19 protein-coding genes are annotated in these 19,181 nt (G+C 64.7%); 13 read left to right on the plus strand and 6 right to left on the minus strand.

Annotation, left to right across the window (positions count from 1 at the left end):
• Nucleotides 1–102 precede the first annotated feature (102 nt).
• From AC1RRC_RS25330 to AC1RRC_RS25355, 6 genes are all read left to right on the plus strand, one after another.
• Complete coding sequence (locus AC1RRC_RS25330; protein ID WP_493058331.1) at nucleotides 103–3,300, plus strand: ATP-binding protein; 3,198 nt, start codon at nucleotides 103–105, stop codon at nucleotides 3,298–3,300.
• A gap of 121 nt (nucleotides 3,301–3,421) precedes the next feature.
• Nucleotides 3,422–3,793: a hypothetical protein gene (locus tag AC1RRC_RS25335; protein ID WP_493058332.1), complete on the plus strand. Its 372-nt coding sequence runs from the start codon at nucleotides 3,422–3,424 to the stop codon at nucleotides 3,791–3,793.
• Nucleotides 3,794–3,894: 101 nt separating this feature from the next.
• On the plus strand, nucleotides 3,895–4,788 hold the full coding sequence (locus AC1RRC_RS25340) for a tachylectin-related carbohydrate-binding protein (protein ID WP_493058333.1): 894 nt from the start codon (nucleotides 3,895–3,897) through the stop codon (nucleotides 4,786–4,788).
• 89 nt (nucleotides 4,789–4,877) lie between these two features.
• The gene (locus tag AC1RRC_RS25345) at nucleotides 4,878–6,110 is read left to right on the plus strand and encodes a M23 family metallopeptidase (protein WP_493058335.1); all 1,233 of its coding nucleotides are present in this window, start codon (nucleotides 4,878–4,880) and stop codon (nucleotides 6,108–6,110) included.
• 80 nt (nucleotides 6,111–6,190) lie between these two features.
• Nucleotides 6,191–7,282, plus strand: a complete 1,092-nt coding sequence (locus AC1RRC_RS25350; RefSeq protein WP_493058336.1) for a trypsin-like serine peptidase — start codon at nucleotides 6,191–6,193, stop codon at nucleotides 7,280–7,282.
• A gap of 119 nt (nucleotides 7,283–7,401) precedes the next feature.
• Nucleotides 7,402–7,677 carry a Tc toxin subunit A-related protein gene (locus tag AC1RRC_RS25355; RefSeq protein WP_493058338.1) on the plus strand — a complete coding sequence of 92 codons (276 nt, stop codon included), beginning with the start codon at nucleotides 7,402–7,404 and terminating at the stop codon, nucleotides 7,675–7,677.
• Nucleotides 7,678–7,777: 100 nt separating this feature from the next.
• Here AC1RRC_RS25355 and AC1RRC_RS25360 read toward each other — a convergent pair whose 3' ends face one another.
• From AC1RRC_RS25360 to AC1RRC_RS25385, 6 genes are read right to left on the minus strand one after another with little or no spacing between them, the layout of a single operon-like run.
• Nucleotides 7,778–7,921, minus strand: coding sequence for a PEP-CTERM sorting domain-containing protein (locus AC1RRC_RS25360; protein ID WP_493058340.1), 144 nt, complete (start codon nucleotides 7,919–7,921; stop codon nucleotides 7,778–7,780).
• Nucleotides 7,922–7,963: 42 nt separating this feature from the next.
• Nucleotides 7,964–8,116, minus strand: coding sequence for a hypothetical protein (locus AC1RRC_RS25365; protein ID WP_493058341.1), 153 nt, complete (start codon nucleotides 8,114–8,116; stop codon nucleotides 7,964–7,966).
• 15 nt (nucleotides 8,117–8,131) lie between these two features.
• The gene (locus AC1RRC_RS25370) at nucleotides 8,132–9,631 is read right to left on the minus strand and encodes a helix-hairpin-helix domain-containing protein (RefSeq protein WP_493058343.1); all 1,500 of its coding nucleotides are present in this window, start codon (nucleotides 9,629–9,631) and stop codon (nucleotides 8,132–8,134) included.
• Between the two features lies 1 nt (nucleotide 9,632).
• Entirely contained in the window at nucleotides 9,633–11,033 is a 1,401-nt protein-coding gene (locus tag AC1RRC_RS25375) for a PP2C family serine/threonine-protein phosphatase (RefSeq protein ID WP_493058345.1), read from the minus strand.
• A 3-nt stretch (nucleotides 11,034–11,036) separates the two neighbouring features.
• Entirely contained in the window at nucleotides 11,037–12,083 is a 1,047-nt protein-coding gene (locus tag AC1RRC_RS25380) for a TerY-C metal binding domain-containing protein (RefSeq protein WP_493058348.1), read from the minus strand.
• A 17-nt stretch (nucleotides 12,084–12,100) separates the two neighbouring features.
• Nucleotides 12,101–12,742, minus strand: coding sequence for a vWA domain-containing protein (locus AC1RRC_RS25385; protein WP_493058352.1), 642 nt, complete (start codon nucleotides 12,740–12,742; stop codon nucleotides 12,101–12,103).
• 148 nt (nucleotides 12,743–12,890) lie between these two features.
• On the opposite strand from AC1RRC_RS25385, the gene AC1RRC_RS25390 reads away from it, so the two are divergent.
• The 7 genes from AC1RRC_RS25390 (at nucleotide 12,891) to AC1RRC_RS25420 (ending at nucleotide 19,150) form a co-directional block, all read left to right on the plus strand.
• Nucleotides 12,891–13,466: a TerD family protein gene (locus AC1RRC_RS25390; protein ID WP_493058354.1), complete on the plus strand. Its 576-nt coding sequence runs from the start codon at nucleotides 12,891–12,893 to the stop codon at nucleotides 13,464–13,466.
• An 82-nt stretch (nucleotides 13,467–13,548) separates the two neighbouring features.
• Nucleotides 13,549–14,130, plus strand: a complete 582-nt coding sequence (locus AC1RRC_RS25395; RefSeq protein ID WP_493058356.1) for a TerD family protein — start codon at nucleotides 13,549–13,551, stop codon at nucleotides 14,128–14,130.
• Nucleotides 14,131–14,137: 7 nt separating this feature from the next.
• Complete coding sequence (locus AC1RRC_RS25400) at nucleotides 14,138–15,157, plus strand: ATP-grasp domain-containing protein (RefSeq protein ID WP_493058358.1); 1,020 nt, start codon at nucleotides 14,138–14,140, stop codon at nucleotides 15,155–15,157.
• A 71-nt stretch (nucleotides 15,158–15,228) separates the two neighbouring features.
• Nucleotides 15,229–16,407 (plus strand): phosphoribosyltransferase domain-containing protein, encoded by a 1,179-nt coding sequence (locus tag AC1RRC_RS25405; protein ID WP_493058360.1) that lies wholly within the window; start codon nucleotides 15,229–15,231, stop codon nucleotides 16,405–16,407.
• Nucleotides 16,376–17,146: an HAD family hydrolase gene (locus AC1RRC_RS25410; protein ID WP_493058362.1), complete on the plus strand. Its 771-nt coding sequence runs from the start codon at nucleotides 16,376–16,378 to the stop codon at nucleotides 17,144–17,146. The genes AC1RRC_RS25405 and AC1RRC_RS25410 overlap by 32 nt, the downstream gene beginning before the upstream one ends.
• Complete coding sequence (locus tag AC1RRC_RS25415; RefSeq protein ID WP_493058364.1) at nucleotides 17,143–18,240, plus strand: cysteine protease StiP family protein; 1,098 nt, start codon at nucleotides 17,143–17,145, stop codon at nucleotides 18,238–18,240. The genes AC1RRC_RS25410 and AC1RRC_RS25415 overlap by 4 nt, the downstream gene beginning before the upstream one ends.
• Nucleotides 18,233–19,150: an HpcH/HpaI aldolase/citrate lyase family protein gene (locus tag AC1RRC_RS25420; RefSeq protein ID WP_493058366.1), complete on the plus strand. Its 918-nt coding sequence runs from the start codon at nucleotides 18,233–18,235 to the stop codon at nucleotides 19,148–19,150. Before AC1RRC_RS25415 ends, AC1RRC_RS25420 begins: the two co-directional genes overlap by 8 nt.
• The last annotated feature ends 31 nt before the right edge of the window (nucleotides 19,151–19,181 follow it).

The following is a 19,181-nucleotide window of genomic DNA, read 5'->3' on the forward strand; positions in this document are numbered from 1 at the left end:
TCTGCCAAATTAATGTTGCCAAAACAGCACATGTGACAAAGTGTGAAGATTTTCCTGCGCCTATCACCTATGTTTAATTGTTAGGTGGGAAAGGAGGGAGCAATGGCGACCATGGACATGCCGTCCGGCTTGGCGAAAATCTCCCTTCCACGCATCAGCCGGCCGGTTTTGCGGCCGCGCTTGTTCCAGCGGCTCGATGGCTTACTTGATGCGCCCGTTGTGTGGGTCGCGGGGGCGCCCGGCGCCGGCAAGACCACGCTGATCAGCAGCTATTTAGCTGAACGCGGCATCAGCGCCCTGTGGCTGCAAATCGACGCCGGCGATGTCGATCCGGCCACTTTCTTTCATTACTTCAGCCTGGCTATCCGCAAGGCCGCAACGGGCGACTGTCCGGCGCTGCCAGTCCTGGTGCCAGGCCACATGGCCGATCTGGCCGGCGTTACCCGCCGCTACGCCGACGCGCTCGCCGCTTGCGCCGGCCGGCCCATGGCCATTGTCTTCGATAACTACGACCAAGCACCCGCCCAGGCGGCACTGCATGAAATGTTGCCGCACCTGGCAACCGCCTTGCCGGATGGAGTGCATTTATTCGTTATCAGCCGTGGCGCGCCGCCGCCAGCCTGCGCCCGTTTGCAAATGCATGGCGACCTCATGCACCTGGGCGGGCGGGAGCTGGATCTGACGGCGGATGAGGCCCTGAACATGGCGCGCCAGTGCGTGGACGATCCTGCTGTCGTGCTGGACAGGGGGCATATCGCGCGGCTGCTGGACGAAACCCGGGGCTGGTGCGCCGGCTTTGCGCTGCTGCTGGCGGAAGGCGGCAACAATGCGCGGGAGTTACCGGAACGGGCTGACAGGAATCAGCAAATACTGTTCGACTATTTCGCCACCGAGTTGCTCGGCCAATTCGACGAGCCGGTACGGCACATGCTGCTGCGTACCGCGCTGCTGCCGACGATGACCGCGGCTGATGCCGCCAGCCTTTCCGGCATTGCGGACGCTGCAACGATACTGGAGGGATTGCATCGCCAGAATTGTTTTGTCGTGCAGTGCGGGCAAGACCCGCCCGAATTTGAATGCCATGCGCTGTTTCGCACGTTTCTGCTGAAACGGGCCGCTGCGGCGATGCCGGCCGCCGATTGGCGCGCCCTCCAGCAGTTATCGGCCAGTTTGCTGGCGCAAGCCGGGCGGGCCGATGCCGCCGCCAGCCTGTATCTCATGGCGCAGGATAGCCAAGGCTTGTCTGCGCTTGCCCTGCGCGAGGCACCCGCGCTGGTCCGGCAAGGGCGCCACCGTACACTGCAGCGCTGGCTCGATGGCCTGCCGCAGCACTGCCTGCAGGCTGCACCCTGGCTATGTTATTGGCGCGCCGTGGCATGCCTGCCATTTGACCCGGTTGCCGCGCGCCGTGTGTTTGAGCAAGCCTACGAGGGATTCCGGGGCATGGACGACGCCGCCGGCCTGTATTCCACTTGGGCTGGCGTGATGGAAACCTTTTTCTTTGAATGGCGCGACTTTCGGCCGGCCGATCGCTGGATCACCGAATTCGAGTGTTTGCGCGCGCGCCACCCGGCGTTTCCGTCGCGCACGGTCGAACTGCTCACCTACTGGGCGATGGGAACGTTGCTGCATCGGCAGCCCCAGCATCCCATGTTGCCGGCGTGGGCCGAGCGCGCGGCAGCGTTACTGGATCCAGCCGAGCGCGAATTGTCCGTCTTGCTTGGCGGCTACCTGATCATCTGGTTCCTGTGGCGGGGCGAGGGCGCCAAGGCGTGCGGCATCATTGAACGGATCACACCATGGGTGGTCGATGGCTTGTCGCCGCTGGTGCGGATCCTTTGGTCTTGCGCGGTTGCGTTATATCACTCGGTCAGGGGGGCGTGCGCCGACTGCCGCCGCTGCGTCAGCGCCGCGCTGACCCTGGCCGAACACAGTGGACTGCACACCTTCGACTTTTTGTTGTCGGCCCAAATGGCGCGCTGCAGCCTGGTCGCGGGCGACGTCGGCCAAGCTGCCGAATGGCTGGACCGGATGGGCGCCACCATGCGCAGCCACAGCCATATTGACGGCGCCTTTTACCTGCACCTGTGCAGCAATGCGGCGGCGCAGCGCGGCGAATGGCAACTGGCGCTCGACCATGCCCGCCATGCGATGGCGATGGCCGAAGAATCCGGCGTGCCTTTCCTGGTGGCACATTGCCATCTCGACCTGGCGCATATGCTGCCCGGCAATGGCGAGGAGGCCGCAGCTGGCGCGCAGATTGGCGCGGCGCGTACGATAGGTCAGGCCATGGGCAGCCGCGTCATCGAATACCTGTGCCTTGAAGCGGAAGCACGGGCCGCCTTTCGGCAGGGGCATGAGGCGTCGGGACTGAGCTCTCTTGCCGCCGCGCTCGCAGTGAGCGCGGCGATGGGGGGCGCAACCTATCAACTGGCCGGCTCCCGCGCCGCTGGCGCGCTGTACGGGCGGGCCCTGGCGGCCGGAATCGCTGTTGCCCATGTGCAGGACATGATACGCCGGCGCGGCATCACGCCGGAGCAAGCCGACACGGTGGTGGACGCATGGCCGTGGCCGCTTCGCCTGTGTACGCTGGGCCGTTTTGAATTGCTGCGCGACGGTGAGCCATTGCCTTCCACTGGCAAGGCCCAGCACAAACCTCTCGCATTGCTCAAATGCCTGATCGCCTTTGGTGGACAGGCCGTGAACCAGGACAGTGTGACGGACGCGTTGTGGCCGGATACGGCCGGCGACGCGGCCGACCAGATCTTGCGCACCACACTCCACCGCTTGCGCAAGCTGTTGCGGCATGAGCAGGTGGTGCGCCTGGAAGACCGCCACTTATCCCTGGATCCGCGCCATGCGTGGGTCGATTGCATGCTGTTCGAGCGTGCCTCGCAACTGCCATGGGGGGACGACGCGGCCAGCCTGAAGCGCACGCTGGAAACCTACCGGGGCCCCTTTCTTCCGGGCGAATCGGCGGCGTGGGCTTTGGCGTACCGCCATCGCTTGCGTGCCCGCTTCATCGGCATGAGCGAAGCGCTGGGTGATTTGATCGAGCAGCAAGGCGACTGGTTCGGGGCGGTCGAATGCTATGCCCGCGCGCTCGAAGCCGAAGCGCTGGCCGAAAATTTGTACCGGCGGCTGATGGCGGCCTACGTCCGCCTTGGACAGCGTTCAGAAGCCTTGCTGGTGTATCAGCGCTGCCGCCTGGCGCTGCTCAGCGGGCTGGGTGTGAGTCCAGCGACGGAAACCCTCTCGTTGTATCGGCAATTGAGCGCGCAATCCGTACCGGATCTGTAACGCCTTCAGTCTTAATCTGGCATGAACCCAATCAGGGTATTACAACTGGAGGCAATCATGCATGCGTTGAATGGAAAATGGTCGTACCGGAGCTTCCGTCACGATGCCATCGTGATCGAAAATGGCTTGGTGGCCGGCCAGCCCGAACTGGCTGTGCCGTGTTCTTCACTGGGTGGCCGGGACGCTGGAATTTGCGGCCGGCGTCGCCCTCAACGTGTCCGGTGTGGTAGCGCCGCCTTCGCAAAACACGCCGGCATCGGTGACGCTGACCGGCGAGGGGCTTGGTTCGCTGAACTGGATCAAGGGCTATTTCATCCCCAATAGCGATCAGGTCGTTGGCACTGTCCTGTGCGAAAAAATGACTTGCTGCATCAACCGAACGGCACGCCAGACAATCGCGATGGCCGAAGAACTTTTCGCCGTCATGGACGTACCGTTGGCAGAAACCACGGAACTCGAGCGGCAGGGGACGCGGGGTCAGGTCTTGCGCTGACACATTGCGGATTGTAGGGGCGGTGTTGAGAAAGCGTGGGTTGGAGCGATTAAGGCTCGTCAAACCCACAATTGCATATTCAATCTTCTACGGAGGTTTCCATGAATTTCATGCATTTGACATGTGGTGGCGCCGGAACGGTGCCCGTAGACAGCGGTCTGCCGCGAGTGGGTGAACTTTACGGCGTCGAAAAGAACGGTGATTTGCGCTGGTACCGCTATGACGGCTCCGGGCAGTTCAGTCCGGATGGCGCGGTTGGTTGGGCGCCCAATTCGCGCAATGTCATCGGCAACGGCTGGAACAGTTTCAAATTTCTGTGCGGTGGCGGCGACGGCGTGCTGTTCGGCGTCGAGCCCAACGGCGACCTGCGCTGGTACCAGTACAGCGCAGGCGACGGCGTCGAAGATCGCGCCGGCTCGCGAGGCTGGGACGCCAACTCACGCAACATCATCGGAAACGGTTGGGCGGGCTTTGTGAACCTGGTGTGTACGCCGAAAGCGGGACGAACGTCGAACAATCCTGCGAGCACGTTGTACGCCGTCGAACCTGACGGCGATCTTCGGTGGTACCGATACCTCGGCGACGGTACTGCCGACAGGTCGGGGAATACCGGCTGGGAGCGCAATTCGGGCAATGTGATCGGCAATGGCTGGCAAGGTTTCCAGATCCTCACCGCCGCATCCGCTGTCTTGTTCGGCGTTGAACAGAACGGCGACCTGCGATGGTACTGCTACCAGGGCGACGGGACACCCGACCCGTCCGGCAATACGGGCTGGCATCCGAACTCACGCAACATCATCGGCCAGGGCTGGAACCGCTTCAGCCGGATCGTCGGCGGTCCTGATGCTCATGGCGGCTTCGGCATCGCGCTTTATGCCGTGGAGCCTAATGGCGACTTGTACTGGTACAAGTATTTCGGCAACGGTGAATCGAACCCGTCGGGTTCCACCGGCTGGCATCCCAATTCGGGAACGCAAATCGGTCGGGGTTGGTAGCCCCAACACCAACGTGACAACGAGGCAGCGTAACGAATTGCTGACGCTCTGCAAGCGACAGCAACCGGCATCAACCGACAGAGGAGGAGATGATGAGTAATGCATTTGCAACTGTTTGGCGTCCAGGAAACGGCGCTCAGTGGGTGCACTGGGGCATGTCGGATGACGATTTCAGGGCCAAGGACAAAGCTTATTTTGACCAGGGCTTACGTCTCACTTCGCTAGTGACCAAGCACGGCAAGCTGGCGGCTGTCTGGCGTCCGGGTGGCGGTGCGCAGTGGGTACATTGGGCCATGTCAGAGAATGACTTCAAATCCCTGGACAACACCTACTTTGCGCAGGGGTTGTATGTAAGCGCTATTTCGATTGAGAACGGCAAATTCGCGGCGGTATGGCGCCCCGGAGCCGGTACTCAGTGGGTGCATTGGGGAATGTCCGGAGATGACTTCAAGGCGCGGGACGCAAAATATTTTTCCCAAGGCTTACGTGTCACTAGCCTGGCGATCGACAATGGCAAGTTGGCCGCTATATGGCATGTGGGACAGGGCGCGCAATGGATTCGCTGGGGAATGTCAGGCGCTGATTTCGCGGCTCAGGACCGGACTTACTTTGACCAGGATCTCCGCCTGACAGCACTGGTGTGCGAAAACGGCAAGTATGCCGCAGTATGGCGATCGGGCTCGGGGCCGCAGTGGTGTAGCTGGAAGCGCGGCGAAGTCGACTTCAAGACCGAGGATGGCGCCTACTTCAAGCAAGGTCTCAGGATTGTTTCTCTCGATATTGAGGAGGGCCCGATCGGCGCTTACCAGTATCCGTGGAAAGGCGGCGTATCTTATACCGTGGCTCAAGGGAACAATAACCCATCAGGCTCGCACAACGGCAGCCAGGTGTGGGCGTTTGACTTCTCATTGCCATCGGGAACGGAGATTCGTGCTGCCCGCGAGGGCGCGGTCGAGTGGCTGCAGGAAAACTTGACCGCAGCCTACAATCCCAATGAGCCCAATGGACCCGGCAACCTACCGTTTCCAGACGGCAGCCCTCAAAACTGGGGAAATGCAATTCGAATTCGCCACGCAGGTGGTTTTACGAGTTGGTATTTCCACATCCAGACCAACGGCGTATTGGTCAACGTGGGAGACCTGGTGGCACAGGGCCAGGTTATCGCGATTTCCGATAATACGGGACGGACTTCCGGTCCTCACTTGCACTTCCAGGTTCAAGCCGACTCTTTGGATTGGGGACAGTCGGTGCCCTGTACCTTTGGACCCAACTGCGCACAGCCCATAACCGGCGCCACTGTCGTGTCGGATAACGCGACTTAACCCCAACGCGCCTGACGCCGCAACGGCACACGGCAGCGTATTCGATCAACCCTGACCACATCAGGTGAAAGGAGTTCGAAATGAAAGAGTGCATACAAAAGCCAGTTCCGGTGAGCGAGCTGGATCAACAGTTCAAATCACGTGGCCCCGTCAAACAAATGCCGATCGCAATCGAGCGGCGCTTCCATGTTGCGGCGGATCGCGAACCGTCAATTACGACCCGGCTTCAGCGTGTCGAGCGCGGCGGCGGCCAGCCGTATTGGGAGGTCATTGTCGACATCGACGGTGTCCGCGCAGATGGCCGGGCGCTACCGGCGGCGATGAGAGGGCAGGCGAGCAGGATCGGAGAACGCAAGGTCAGCGAGGAACAATTGGCGGGGCTGCTGACGGGGCATATTCCCGACCATCTCGGATTCAATGCGACGCCACGCGATTGGCTGAAGAGCGTCAAGCGCATCCGCCAGGTGCTAACTGAACCGCGAATTGCCACCACCCTCTTTGGCACTGACAATCGCCGCGCCTTTCTGGACACGAGCTACCCGTGGTCGACCGTGGGCCTGGTCCAGACGAACCGTGGGTCCGGTTCCGGGGTGATGATCGGACCACGTCACTTGCTCACGGTCAGCCATGTCATCGATTGGACTGCACCGGAAGGGTTTGCGGCCGACTGGGTGAGATTCACACCTTCGTACTTCGACGGCAACGCGCCGTTTGGAGAAGCCTATGGCGTGCACGTCTACTGGTATGTCCAGGAGGATGGTGATTTGATCATCTCCGACAGTGAGGGTGATTACGACTATGCGGTGGTGGTACTCGACCGGCGCTTGGGCGAGACGACCGGTTGGATGGGGGCGCGCGGCTACGACGAGGCCTGGGACGACCTTGATGCCTGGTCGCACATGGGCTACCCGGGCGATCTCAACAGTGGCCAGCGTCCGACGTGGCAAGGCGGCTTTCGCGTCGACGGCACGGACGCCGCGGCGCAAGCCATCCTGCATCAGGCCGATGTGTTCCCAGGGCAATCCGGTGGACCTGTGTTCGGATTTTGGGCTGGTGAGGCCGGACCTCGTGCCATCGCGGTGCAGTCCTGGCAGGACAGCAGAAATAACGGAGCCAGCGGCAGCATGGCCATGCGTGACCTGGTGGCGCGGGCCAGGACTGAATTTGCCTGAATCCCATAACACCGCCGATGAGGCGCACAAATTGGCGCCGGCGCCGCAGTGCATTTAGGCGGGCAGTCTTCGCTGCCGCTGCTTCGGCGAAGGCTCGCAACAAGCGGACGGTGGCCGACATGCAGCACTTTGTCGCATCGCTCCAGCGAAAACAGGCGGAAGTGATCTTGCGCGAGCGTAACTGGGTGCTTGAGATGAATCAGTCCACGCTCGCCGTTGATCAGGCCAATCGCCGGAGTAAGGTCGCCAAAATCCGCGCCGATATCGCCAACAAGGGCCTGGAAATGCAAAAGCGGGAAGTGCAGCATACCGAACAAGTCGAGAAATTCCTGAAGGAGAAGTTCACGAGCTTCGAACATTGGCAGCAGCTCGAACGTCGCTGGCACAAGCTGTAATCTGGGCCGCATCGCTGACCGGCGCGCGGCGCGGTGAGGCGTTCTGGAACGATAGGGACACATGGGCCGTTCTGAAGGGACCGCTATCCTGCAGCGCTCCCTACCGGAACAGGCTCTGAGCGCTCCTGCCCCGGCGCCACCCTAGCCACCCCAGGCCAGCCAGCAACATTGCATACACGGCCGGTTCCGGCACCGGGGTTAACAATGCGGCATAGCAGCCGGCAAGATTGCAGGCTTGTCCCACGATGCTGCCGCTGTCGTTGATATCGGATACTTCGGCGACGTGTCAGCCAGGGGCCGCCACCAGGCCCTGGTCGTTGATGGCGTAGGCTGCGACCAAGGGCAATATCTTGACCGACTTGTCACCCACCAGGTAAGGGGCGCTGCCACTGTTCGCGGCTTCGCTGACCAGGCATGAAGTGCAACGGAGTGGCGGCACCCCGGCGCCGAACCGTCACCCACCCGCCATCTGCACCACAAACAACCGCCCGCCCGGCTCCCGGGACATCAACAACTGCGCCCCATCTTCCAGCCTGACGCGCCCGCCAGGCGGGATGGCTGTGCCGGTGCGCGCATCGGTCAGGCCGGTCAGCGTTTCATTGATCAGGTACCAGGCGTGGTCGAAGTACACGAAATAGCCGACCCGTTTCTTGTCCTCGTCACGCAGCCGTTCGTTGGGCCGCACGTCGCGGTTCACGTGCCATGGGTAGAGCGACTGGTTGGTGTACACCATCAGGCGGTGGCCGTCGGGACGGAAGGCGCCTTCGGCGCGCGAGGAATACAGGTTCAGCACCGGCAGCGTGCCGCTGAACGGGGTTTTGCAGAAGGGGCAGCAGGGCCGGGTCTGGTTGTCGAACACGAACCACTGCTGTTCGCAGGCGCTGTTGGCGCAGGGCTGCAATAAATCCACCGTCTTGACCAGCGCGTGTTCCCATTCGTCGGCGCTGGGCCGCTGGGACGGGTCGTGCAGGCCGGCCGTGAAGGCGCGCATGAACAGTTCGGACAGATAGGGGCCGGTGATCTGGCAGGGCAGGCGGGCCGTGTCCTTCCACGGCAGTTCGAATGGCTGCAAGTGCGCGGTGCCGATGCGGTTGGCCGGGTTGTCGGGGTGTTCGATGAACAGCGCCCTGGCGCCCATGGCCAGTTCCTCGTCGCGCTGCGGGTCGCCGGCATCGTGCACCTGGTCGCCGCGCAGCGGGTGGCGCTGCAACAGGTACAGATAAATCAAGACCGCCAGCGCGTGGCGGTCGGTGGCGATGGACGGCAATTTGCGCGCCGGGTCGCCGTGCGCCAGGTGGGACGTCATCACGCACTCGGGGGCGATAAAGTCCGGCGTGCCCACCACGTCGGGCGGCAGCTTGCCCGGCACCACCAGGCCGTCGATATCGATCAGGCAGGCGCGCCCCGTGGTCGGGTCGACCAGCACGTTCTTGTAGCTGAGGTCCGAGTGCGCCAGGCCGGCCGCGTGCAGGCGCCGCACCGCGCGCGCGGTTTGCAGGCACAGCTTGATGTGCAGCATCCAGTTGCCCAGCTCGCGCGGGTCCAGGTAACGGTTGCGGTTGGCGGGCGAGGCGTACCATTTTCCCTCTTTCTCGCGGCCACGGATGCCCAGCCGGTCGTTGTCGCGCGAGCCGTGGCGGAAGAAAAAGTCGGCTTCGTAGAACGGCGCCGTCACGCCCAGGCGGCCCTGGTATTCGACCACGGCGGTGGGCCAGCAAAACAGCTTTTTCCAGTAGTCGCCGCCGGGCTGGTTGAAGATGCGCTCGCGGTAGGCGCCGGTGATGAGCTCCAGCCGTTCGCGCAGCGCGGGATCGGGCGCGCCCCGAAACAGCGCCACCACGTAGTCGCCGCCGGGCGAGAAATACACATCCTTCATGGCGCCGGATGCCCGCACCTGGTCGATGAATTCGACGCGGGAACCGTCGACCGCTGTTGCGCTGACGCGGTTGGCCATGTCATGTCTCCTGGTGTTGGTGGTGAAGGATCGCGATGGTGCGGTCGTCGTGGTTGCCGGGGGACCAGAAATCCAGCCAGGCCAGCAGCCTGCTTGCCGCCTCGGCCGGCTCGCCGTCCAGGCAGGGGGCCAGTTCGCGCCACAGCGCGTCCCAGCTGTCGCGCCGCGCCAGGTTGGCGTCGGACTCGAACCAGGCGTCGGACACGCCATCGGTCATCAGCAGCAGCGCCGTGGCGCCTTGGGTCACGGTGTGGTGGATGCGCCGCGGCAGCGCATCAGGCGCGATGGCGCCGGCGTCGAGGAAGCGGGTCTGGCCGCCATATTCTCCGCTGTCCGGCTGGCCCAGCAGGGTCACGCCACGCTCCCTGTCGTACACGCCCATGGCGCCGTCGCCCACCCGGTAGGCCGCATACAATGTGCCACTGGGATAGCGTTTGCAGATCGCGATCAGCGCCGTGCTGTAGAAGTCCGCGTAGTGCGCCGCTTCAACGCCGCGTGCCGCCGCTTCCTGTTCGATGCCGCGCACCGCGCACACGGCGGCCTGGCCCAGTGCAGTGCACAGCGCCTGGTGCAGCATGGCGCCGGCCGCATCGGCCGCATCGGCCGCATCGGCCGCATCGACAGCAGCATCGGCAGTTGCAGTCGTAGTCGCAGCCGCATCCGCTTCGGCATCAGCATCAGCATCAGCATCAGCATCAGCATCAGCGTCGGCATCAGCAACCGCATTGGCATTCGCAATCACATCCGCATGCACGGCCAGGTCGATGGCTGCGCCGGCATCGCCCCCGAGCGCATTCCGCAAGTGGTTCAACGCCCGTTCGCAGATCACTTGCGCGCCGCGCCGCCCATAACGCGCACTGCCGGCGCCATCGGCCACCACCGCGATCTGCCAGCGTGTGTCCGGCAAATAAGCGATGCGGAAATCGTCGTCGCGGAAGGCGCCGGCGTGGGCGTGCGAACGGCCGCGCGTGCTGGCGGCGGTCAGCCGCAGGGCGTCGCCCGCAACGGCTTGGCAGTCGTGGTCGGGCCGCCAGTATGGCGCGCTGTGATCGGACGGCAAGTCGCGCCACAATGAGCGGGGATCGGGGGTGACAATGAACTGAAACGTGGCGCGCCGGTCCGCGCCACTGGCCTGGCCGGCCAGCCGGTACACGACCTCGATGTCATACACGCCGGCTGCTTGCGGAATGCCGCTGACGGCACCGCTGGCGGTGTCGGCCTGCAGGCCCAGCGCGGGCGGCAGGCCGATGCGCAGGTAGCGCAGCTCGGACCCGGCGTCAACTGCGCCAACAGCGCTTATAGCGCCTGGAGCACCGGACGGTGCTTGCGGTTCCAGCCGCTGCGCATAGGCGGCGCCGGCGCGCGCGTTGGGCAGGCGGAACACGATATCGCCGCTCGCCACGATTTACCCGCGCGAACGGTTCACGTCGAAGCCATCGCCGTCGCCCGCCGTAAACATGCAATCGGCGCCGCAGCTCGGGCAGCGCGCCGGTCCTTCGCCCCGGATGCACATGATCTGGCCGCAGCGGCACACGGCGAAACCGATCGGATTGCCGCAGTGGGGGCAGCCGGGCGCGCCAACCAGGGCGTCGGTATTGACGGTGCGGAGCAGCGCGCGCGGATCGGAGAGGGCGTAATAGTCCTGTTCCAGCGCGAACACGCCGGTCAGGTGGTACAGGTCCACGCTGAGCGACAGCGCGCCGACACTGTGCGGCATGCGCTCGTACTTCATCAGGTAGGGCAGGCTGTTGGTCTGGCAGCGGCCGGTCAGCACCACCAGGTCTTCGTCGACGGCGCCGGCGGTTTGCAGGTCCGTGATCTTTTTCATGATGCTGTCGTCCAGCTTGGCCAGGTTGACGCCGGCGCCCGCGCCGGCCACGGCCACGCTGCGGCTTTGCGCCACCACCGAGCGCGACACCCAGTCGACAAAGCGCTTGAAGTCCTCGTCGCCGCTGGCGTCGAGTTGCAGCACGTGGCTGGTCAGCCGCTGCAGGGCGGGCAGGGCGGCGCGCTGGCCGACGCCGATCGCCACCAGGGTGGCGCGCGCCGCGTACTGGTCGTGCCAGCGCTTGAGCGCCGGTTCGATGTCGTCGGTTGGTTTGCCGTCGGTCATCAGGTACACCACGGGCCGCCAGTCGCCCTTGCGCTCGGGCGTGCCGGGCCGCACCGAGCGGTCGATGTCGTCCATTAAATGGTCCAGCGCGGCGCCCAGCGAGGTGCCGGAACCGATCGGCAGGCGCGGCGGATAGTACAGCGCCAGTTCGGTCAGCGGCGTCAGGGTGCGCGCCTTGCCGGCGAAGACGATGGTGGAGAGATAAACGCTTTCCAGCGCGTGCGGGTCGGTGCGCAGGCTGGCGACCAGCCGTTCCAGGCCCTGCTGCAGTTGGCGCAGGTTGTCGCCGGCCATGGATTCGGACACGTCCAGCACGAGATAGATGGGCAGGCGGCGCATGGCGATTCCCCTGGTGGTTACAGCACGATCTGGATTTCAGGTGGCGGCGGCGGCAATTCGCGGGGCGCCTGGGCACCGTCGCCGCCCGGGCTGGCGGTCACCGCCGTCGTGATCCACTGGAAAAAGCGGGAAAAACCGGCGCTGTCCATCAAGTCCAGGCTGACCACGTGTTCGGTCAGTTGCTTGAGCTGGTCCGGCACGCTTTTCGGCCCGGCCGCGCAGGCCACGACGGACGCGAAGCCGGCTTGTTGCACGCGCGGGATGGCTTCGTTATAAGCTTGGGTGTCGGAGGGCTTGCCGTCGGTCATGATAAACAGCAGCGGTTGCCAGTCCGGCTGCGCGCCGGGCGCCGGTGGACGCGCGTCGCGCGCCGCCATGTCGCACACGGTGTGCAGCGCCTCGCCCAGGAAGGTCGGGCCCGATTCGGGACAGACGATCTCGGGCAGGTGGACATCGGCCAGCGGTGTCAGCGGCAGCACCAGGTTGATCTTGCCATCGAAAGTGAGGATGGACAGGTGCACGCTTTCCAGCGCGAACGGATGCTGGCGCAGCGACAGCAGGAACGATTGCAGGCCGACATTGACGGCCTGGATCGGTTCGCACCGCATGGAACCCGAGGTGTCCAGCGCCAGATAGACGGGTAAACGGCGAGCGCTCATGGTGTAATCCTTGCATAATTTTGTTGCATGGAAAATTTTCCACGTTTCGAACTACACAGACAATACGGAATGCCCTATATTGCGTAAAGTTATTTTTTTTAAAATGTTATGGCGACAATTTTCGCTATCTTTTTGAAAGGGATTGGACATGGCAATCAGTTTGCAAAAAGGCGGTAACGTCAACCTCAGCAAGGAAGCGCCTGGCCTGGCCAAGGTCGTCATCGGCCTGGGCTGGGATCCGCGCGCCACCGATGGCGCGGCGTTCGACCTCGACGGCAGCGTGTTCCTGCTGAATGCCGACGGCAAGGTCCGCAGTGACGCCGATTTTATCTTTTACAACAACCTGAAATCCACCGACGGTTCCGTGGTGCACACCGGCGACAACACCACCGGCGCCGGCGCGGGCGATGACGAAACCGTCAACGTCGACCTGGCCACCGTGCCGGCCGACGTCCAGCGCATTGCGTTTTGCGTCACCATTCACGAGGCCGACGCGCGCCGCCAGAATTTCGGCCAGGTGAACCAGGCCTTTATCCGCTGCGTGAACGCCAATGGCGGGGTGGAATTGGCGCGCTACGACTTGTCCGAAGACGGGTCGGTGGAAACCGCGATGATATTCGGCGAACTGTACCGCGCCGGCGCGGAATGGAAGTTCAAGGCCATCGGCCAGGGCTTCAAGGGCGGCCTGGGCCCCCTGGCGCGCTCCTTTGGCGTGAACGTGTAAGGTAAAGGGCGCGGCGGCCGAGGCTGCCGCGTCGTGTTACACGGCAGTCCGATCGCGGTTTTCGTTCACTACGGAGGTCAGCATGGGTGTCAGTCTGAGCAAGGGGCAAAAGATTTCGCTCGAGAAGGAAGCGGGCGGCAGTTTGAACAAGGTGGTGATGGGACTGGGCTGGGATGCGGTCAAGTCCAAGGGTTTTCTCGGTTTTGGCCGCTCGGCGCCGGAAATCGACCTCGACGCGTCCTGCCTGCTGTTCGGCGAACAGGGCGAGCTGGTCGATACGGTCTGGTTCCGCCAGTTGCGCTCGCAGGACGGTTCCATCACGCACACCGGCGACAACCGCACTGGCGCGGGCGATGGCGATGACGAGCAGATCGTGGTGGAGCTGGCGCGGGTGCCGGCCAACGTGAAAAGCCTGGTCTTCACCGTCAACAGTTTTACCGGGCAAAATTTTTCACAGATCGACAACGCCACCTGCCGGATGGTCAACGCCGCCAACGGACAAGAGATCGCCCGCTTCAACCTGACCCTGAGCGGCAGCCACACGGCGCAAATCATGGCCAAGGTGTACCGCCACAACGGCGAATGGAAAATGCACGCGATCGGTGAGACCGGCAATGGCCGCACCTTCGGCGAATTGCTGCCACAAATCACCCCTCACCTGTAAGGCGCCCATGCGTGTCTGGTTCAACAGGACGTTTTCGTCCGTGTACGCGGCCATCAGCCTGATTCGTGAATCCGACCAGGATGGCCGTTTTTACCTCATCTACAGCAACGCCAATCCGCACGCCGGCGCGGCGCGCGTGGCGCACGCGTTCCATGTCGAACCCAGCGGCCTGGAAGCGGAAGCCTACCTCGACTGGTGCCTGGCGTTTTGCCGTGCGCAGCGGATCGATATTTTCATTCCCGGCCGCGAGGCGACTGCCATCAGCGCGGCCCAGGCGCGCTTTGCGGCGCAAGGCACGCGGGTGCTGAGCGCGGCGTCCGCGCCGATGCTCGAACTATTGCACGACAAGGCGCGCTTTTACGCGACCGTGGACTTGCCGCAGGCGCCGCCGCCGGAGTGCCATCCCTTCATCGATATCGGCCAGTTCGACGCCGCCCACGCGGTGTTGCGTGCGCGTCACGGCAAGTTGTGCGTGAAGCCGGCGCAATCGGTGTTTGGCCTGGGCTTCAGCATTCTCGACGAGGAACGCAGCAGCGCCGCGCTGCTGCTGGCCGGCGCCCAGTTCCGCATCGGCCTGGAAGACTTGCGGCGGGGCCTGGCGGAACTGGGCAGTTTCCGCACCATGCTGCTGATGGAATACCTCGATGGCAAGGAGTACAGCGTCGATTGCGTCGGCGACCAGGGCCGGCTGGTGTGCGCGGTCGCGCGCAGGAAGTCGCAACTGGCCGGGCAGGGCCAGGTGATCGATACGCGCCAGGACATTGTCGACGCCTGCGCGCGGCTGGCCGGCGCCTATGGCTTGAACGGCGTGTTCAATGTGCAGTTCCGCGAGCAGGGCGAATGCCTGCGGCTGCTGGAGATCAACCCGCGCATGTCCGGCGGCCTGGGCATGGCCTGCGTGGCGGGCCCGAACCTGCCTTACATCGCGCTGTGCGGCTTTGCCGACGGCTATGGCGCGGTGCCGGTGCCGCCAGTGCGCAACGGCATCCGCGTGGCGGAATTTAACCTGGCGACGGAGTTGCATTGAGAGCGCCGGAGACCGCCGGGGACGGCATCGGCCCGTCTACGCATGGAATTGAATCTGGTGACGGAGCTACATTGAACGCGCCCGAGTTCAACGGGGGCGCCACTCGGCGCTTCGGCCTGCCGACGGGCGAACTGGAATTGACGGTGCACGCCAGCCGTTTTACGCCGGACAGCCTGCTCGGCTTTGCCGCCCGCGCCAACGCCAAGCGTGGCTTTCTCTTCCTCAGCAAGGTGCTCGGCAAGCACTGGCCGGTGACGCCGTCCCGCATGGCGCAGATCCACGCCAGCCTGGCCGCGCGCATCCCGGAGCCGGCCGGGCCGGTGGTGTTCATCGCCATGGCGGAAACCGCCATCGGGCTGGGACAGGGCGTGTTCGAAGCCTGGCTGGCAAACAACCCCGGGCGCGAGGCGCTGTTCCTGCATTCGACCCGCTACCGGGTCGGCGCCGGCCCGCTAATTGAGTTCGAGGAAGCCCACAGCCATGCGCCGCGCCAGTTCCTGCACTTGCCGGACTGCGGCACCTTGCAACGGGCCACCGCCCTGGTGCTGATCGACGACGAAGCCAGCACCGGCAACACTTTTTATAACCTGGTGCAGGCCTGCCGCCGCTTGCAACCCGGCCTGGCCAGCGTACACCTGGCCGTCATCACGGATTTCATGGGAGCGAACGGCGCGGCGGCGCTGGCGTGCAGGCTGGAACTGCCCGTCACGCTGGACGCTTGCCTGCATGGCGCCTACCGTTTCACGCCGGGCGCGCCACTGGACGCCGGCGTGCCCGGACAGCGCTACGACCCGCACGCCGAGCGCGGCGCCAGCGCCGGCTTTGGCCGGCTGGGACTGGCGCGCGCATTGACCCTGCCGGCCGGGCTGGCGCGGCGGCTGGCGGACGGTGTCGGTTCCGGCGAGCGCGTGCTGGTGCTGGGCACAGGCGAGTTCATGCACGCGGCCTACCGGCTGGGCGCTGCGCTGGAACAGTGTGGCCTGGCCGTCATGGTGCAATCGACCACCCGTTCGCCCATCTTGCAATGGGGCGCCGTGTCCCATGTCTTGCCCCTGGCCGACAATTACGGCGAGGGCATCGCCAATTTCCTTTACAACGTGGCGCCCGGCCAGTACCAGCACGTGTTCATCTGTCACGAAACCCCGCCCAACGCGGCCCTGTTCCATTTGGCGCGCGCGCTGCACGCTCGCCTGCTGCACTTCATCAGTGAGGATCACGTTGACGACATTGCGGAAATTCCTGTTTGCTGACCTGGACGACACGCTGTTCCAGACGCTGGAAAAATGTGGCACCCATGGCCAGCCCGGCGCCCTGGAACCGGCCGCCTTCCTGAAGGATGGCGTGGCCTGTTCCTTCACCACGCCGGCGCAGCGCGCGCTGCTGGACTTCCTGCGCCAGGGCATGACCATCATCCCCACCACGGCGCGCAACATCGACGCTTACCGGCGCGTCAAGCTGGACTTCAGCAGCTACGCGGTGCTGGACTATGGCGGTGTGGTGCTGCTGCCGGACGGCGGTGTGGACCGGCCCTGGCTGGAGCGGATGCACGCCGCCATGCACGGCGCGCTGCCCGGCTTGCAGGAATTGGCGCAACTGATCGACGCGTATGCGCGGCGCACCGGTTTTGACGGGCGCGCGCGGCTGGTCGAGGATTGCGCCACGCCGTTTTACCTGGTGCTGAAAGACCCCGGCAAGATTGCCGCGCGGCTGGAACCGGTCGAGCGCGACGTGGTGGCGCCGTGGGTGGCGGCCCGTTCGAACGAATATTACCTGCACCGTAACGGCAACAACCTGGCCGTGCTGCCGCAGGCGCTGAACAAGGCGCACGCGGTGGCGCACGTGGCCGCCGCGCTGCGTGCCGAGTGCGGCGACATCCTGACCTTCGGCATGGGCGACAGCCGCGTCGATGCGCGCTTCATGGCGGCCTGCGACTACGCCATCGTGCCGGCCCGCACCCAGTTGGCCGGCGCCACCCTGGAGGCGCTATGACTTTCCACGGCAGCTACCGCGGCGCAGACGTGCGCTTCCTGCTCAAGCCGCTGGCCACGGCGGTATTTGTCGACGTGCCGGACAAGGAACGCCTGATCCAGTCCGGCCAGCGCCATTACAGTGAAATGCTGACGCGCGAGTCGCTGCCGTCGGCGCGCTATTTGCAGGTGTTTGACGCCGCTTGCGAGGCCAACCTGGGCCGCATGGCGCGCGATTGCCTGGGGCTGGCCGCGCTGATCGACGCGCGCCGCGCCGGTCCCGTCACGCTGGTGTCGCTGGCGCGCGCCGGCACGCCGGTGGGGGTGGCGCTCAAGCACGTGCTGGAGCGGGTGTTCGGCCGCGCGGTGCAGCATTATTCGGTGTCCATCATCCGCGACCGCGGCATCGACCAGGTCGCGCTGCGCCACATCCTGGCCCAAGGCCACGCGCCGCAATCGATCGTCTTTGTCGACGGCTGGACCGGCAAAGGCGTCATCGCGCGCGAACTGGCGGCGGCGGTGGCGCGCTTCAACCGCGCGCATGGCTGCGCCATCGATGGCGGCCTGTACGTGTTGTCGGACCTGGCCGGCGTGGCGGCGGGCGCCGCGTCGTGCGACGACTACCTGATCCCGTCGAGCATCCTGAACGCGACGGTGTCCGGCCTGGTCAGCCGCTCGATCCTGAACGGCGAGATCGGCCCCGACGATTTCCACGGCTGCGTTTATTACCAGGAGTTCGCGGCGCACGATGTGTCGCGCAGCTTCGCCGACCGGCTGGTGGCGGCGGCGCTGGCCGCCGCGCGGGAGCGGGCGCATGGGGCCGTTGAAACCGATGCCGGCGGCAGGGCGCAGGCGGCGGCGGTGTCGCGCCAGTACATGGCGCAGGCACTGCGGCGCCATGGCGTCGGCGATGAAAACCTGGTCAAGCCCGGCATCGGCGAGGCCACCCGCGTGCTGTTGCGGCGAAGCCCGCAGTTGCTGATCCTGCGCGCCGGACAGGCGCCCGAGGTGGCGCATTTGCGCCTGCTGGCGCGGGAAAAACAGGTGCCGGTGCAGGTCGACCCGGAGTTGCCTTACCACGCAGTTTCCCTTATCAGGAGTGCACAGGATGGTTAAACCGATAGGCGTGTCGCTGTATGTGCCGGCGACCCACAAGCATTTGATGGAAGTGGCGGACGGGGAACGGTTGCCGGAAGCCCGTTCGCTGATCTTTTGCACCGAGGACGCGGTGGCCGACCGCGATCTCAGCTACGCCCTGTTCAACCTGTCGGTGGCGCTGGAGCACATGCGGCGCGAGCGGCAAGCCGAGCGCTTCGTGCGGGTCCGCAACACCGAGGTGCTGGCGCGCGTGCTGGCCATGCCCGGCGCGGATAAACTGACCGGTTTCGTGATTCCCAAGGCCACCCGCCACAACATGGAATCCTACCTCCGCCTGGTGCGCGACACGAACCATCTGCTGATGCCGACCCTGGAGACGGCCGACGTGTTCGACGACGCCGAGATGCACGCCTTCCGCAAGATGCTGGAGGCGCCGGGCGTGCGCAGCCGCATCCTGGCGCTGCGCATCGGCGGCAACGATTTGTTGGCGCTGCTGGGCTTGCGGCGGCCGCGCAATATGACGATTTACCACACTCCGCTGGGACCGGTGATCGCGCGCCTGGTGACGATTTTCCGGCCCTATGGTTTCCTGCTGACGGCGCCGGTGTTCGAACACCTGGACTTGCCGGAATTGCTGGCCCGGGAAGTGGCGGAAGACCTGGCGTACGGCATGGTCGGCAAGACCGCGATCCATCCGCGCCAGATCGCGGCGATCGAGCGCCAGTTCCGCGTCTCGCCGGCCGATTTGCAGGCGGCGGAAACCATCTTGAATCCGGCCAGCGCCGCCGTGTTCTCGCTGCACAATTCGATGTGCGAGGTGGCCACGCACCGCGCCTGGGCCGAGCGCACGCTGGAACGTTCGCGCACCTATGGCGCGCACCCGACCGACACACTGGCCGATTGGCCCGGCGTGCAGCGGGAAGCGTGACGGCGGCGGGTTCCCATTCAACAGGAGGCGA

This window comes from Pseudoduganella sp. GW821-FHT12E03, from assembly GCF_058807115.1.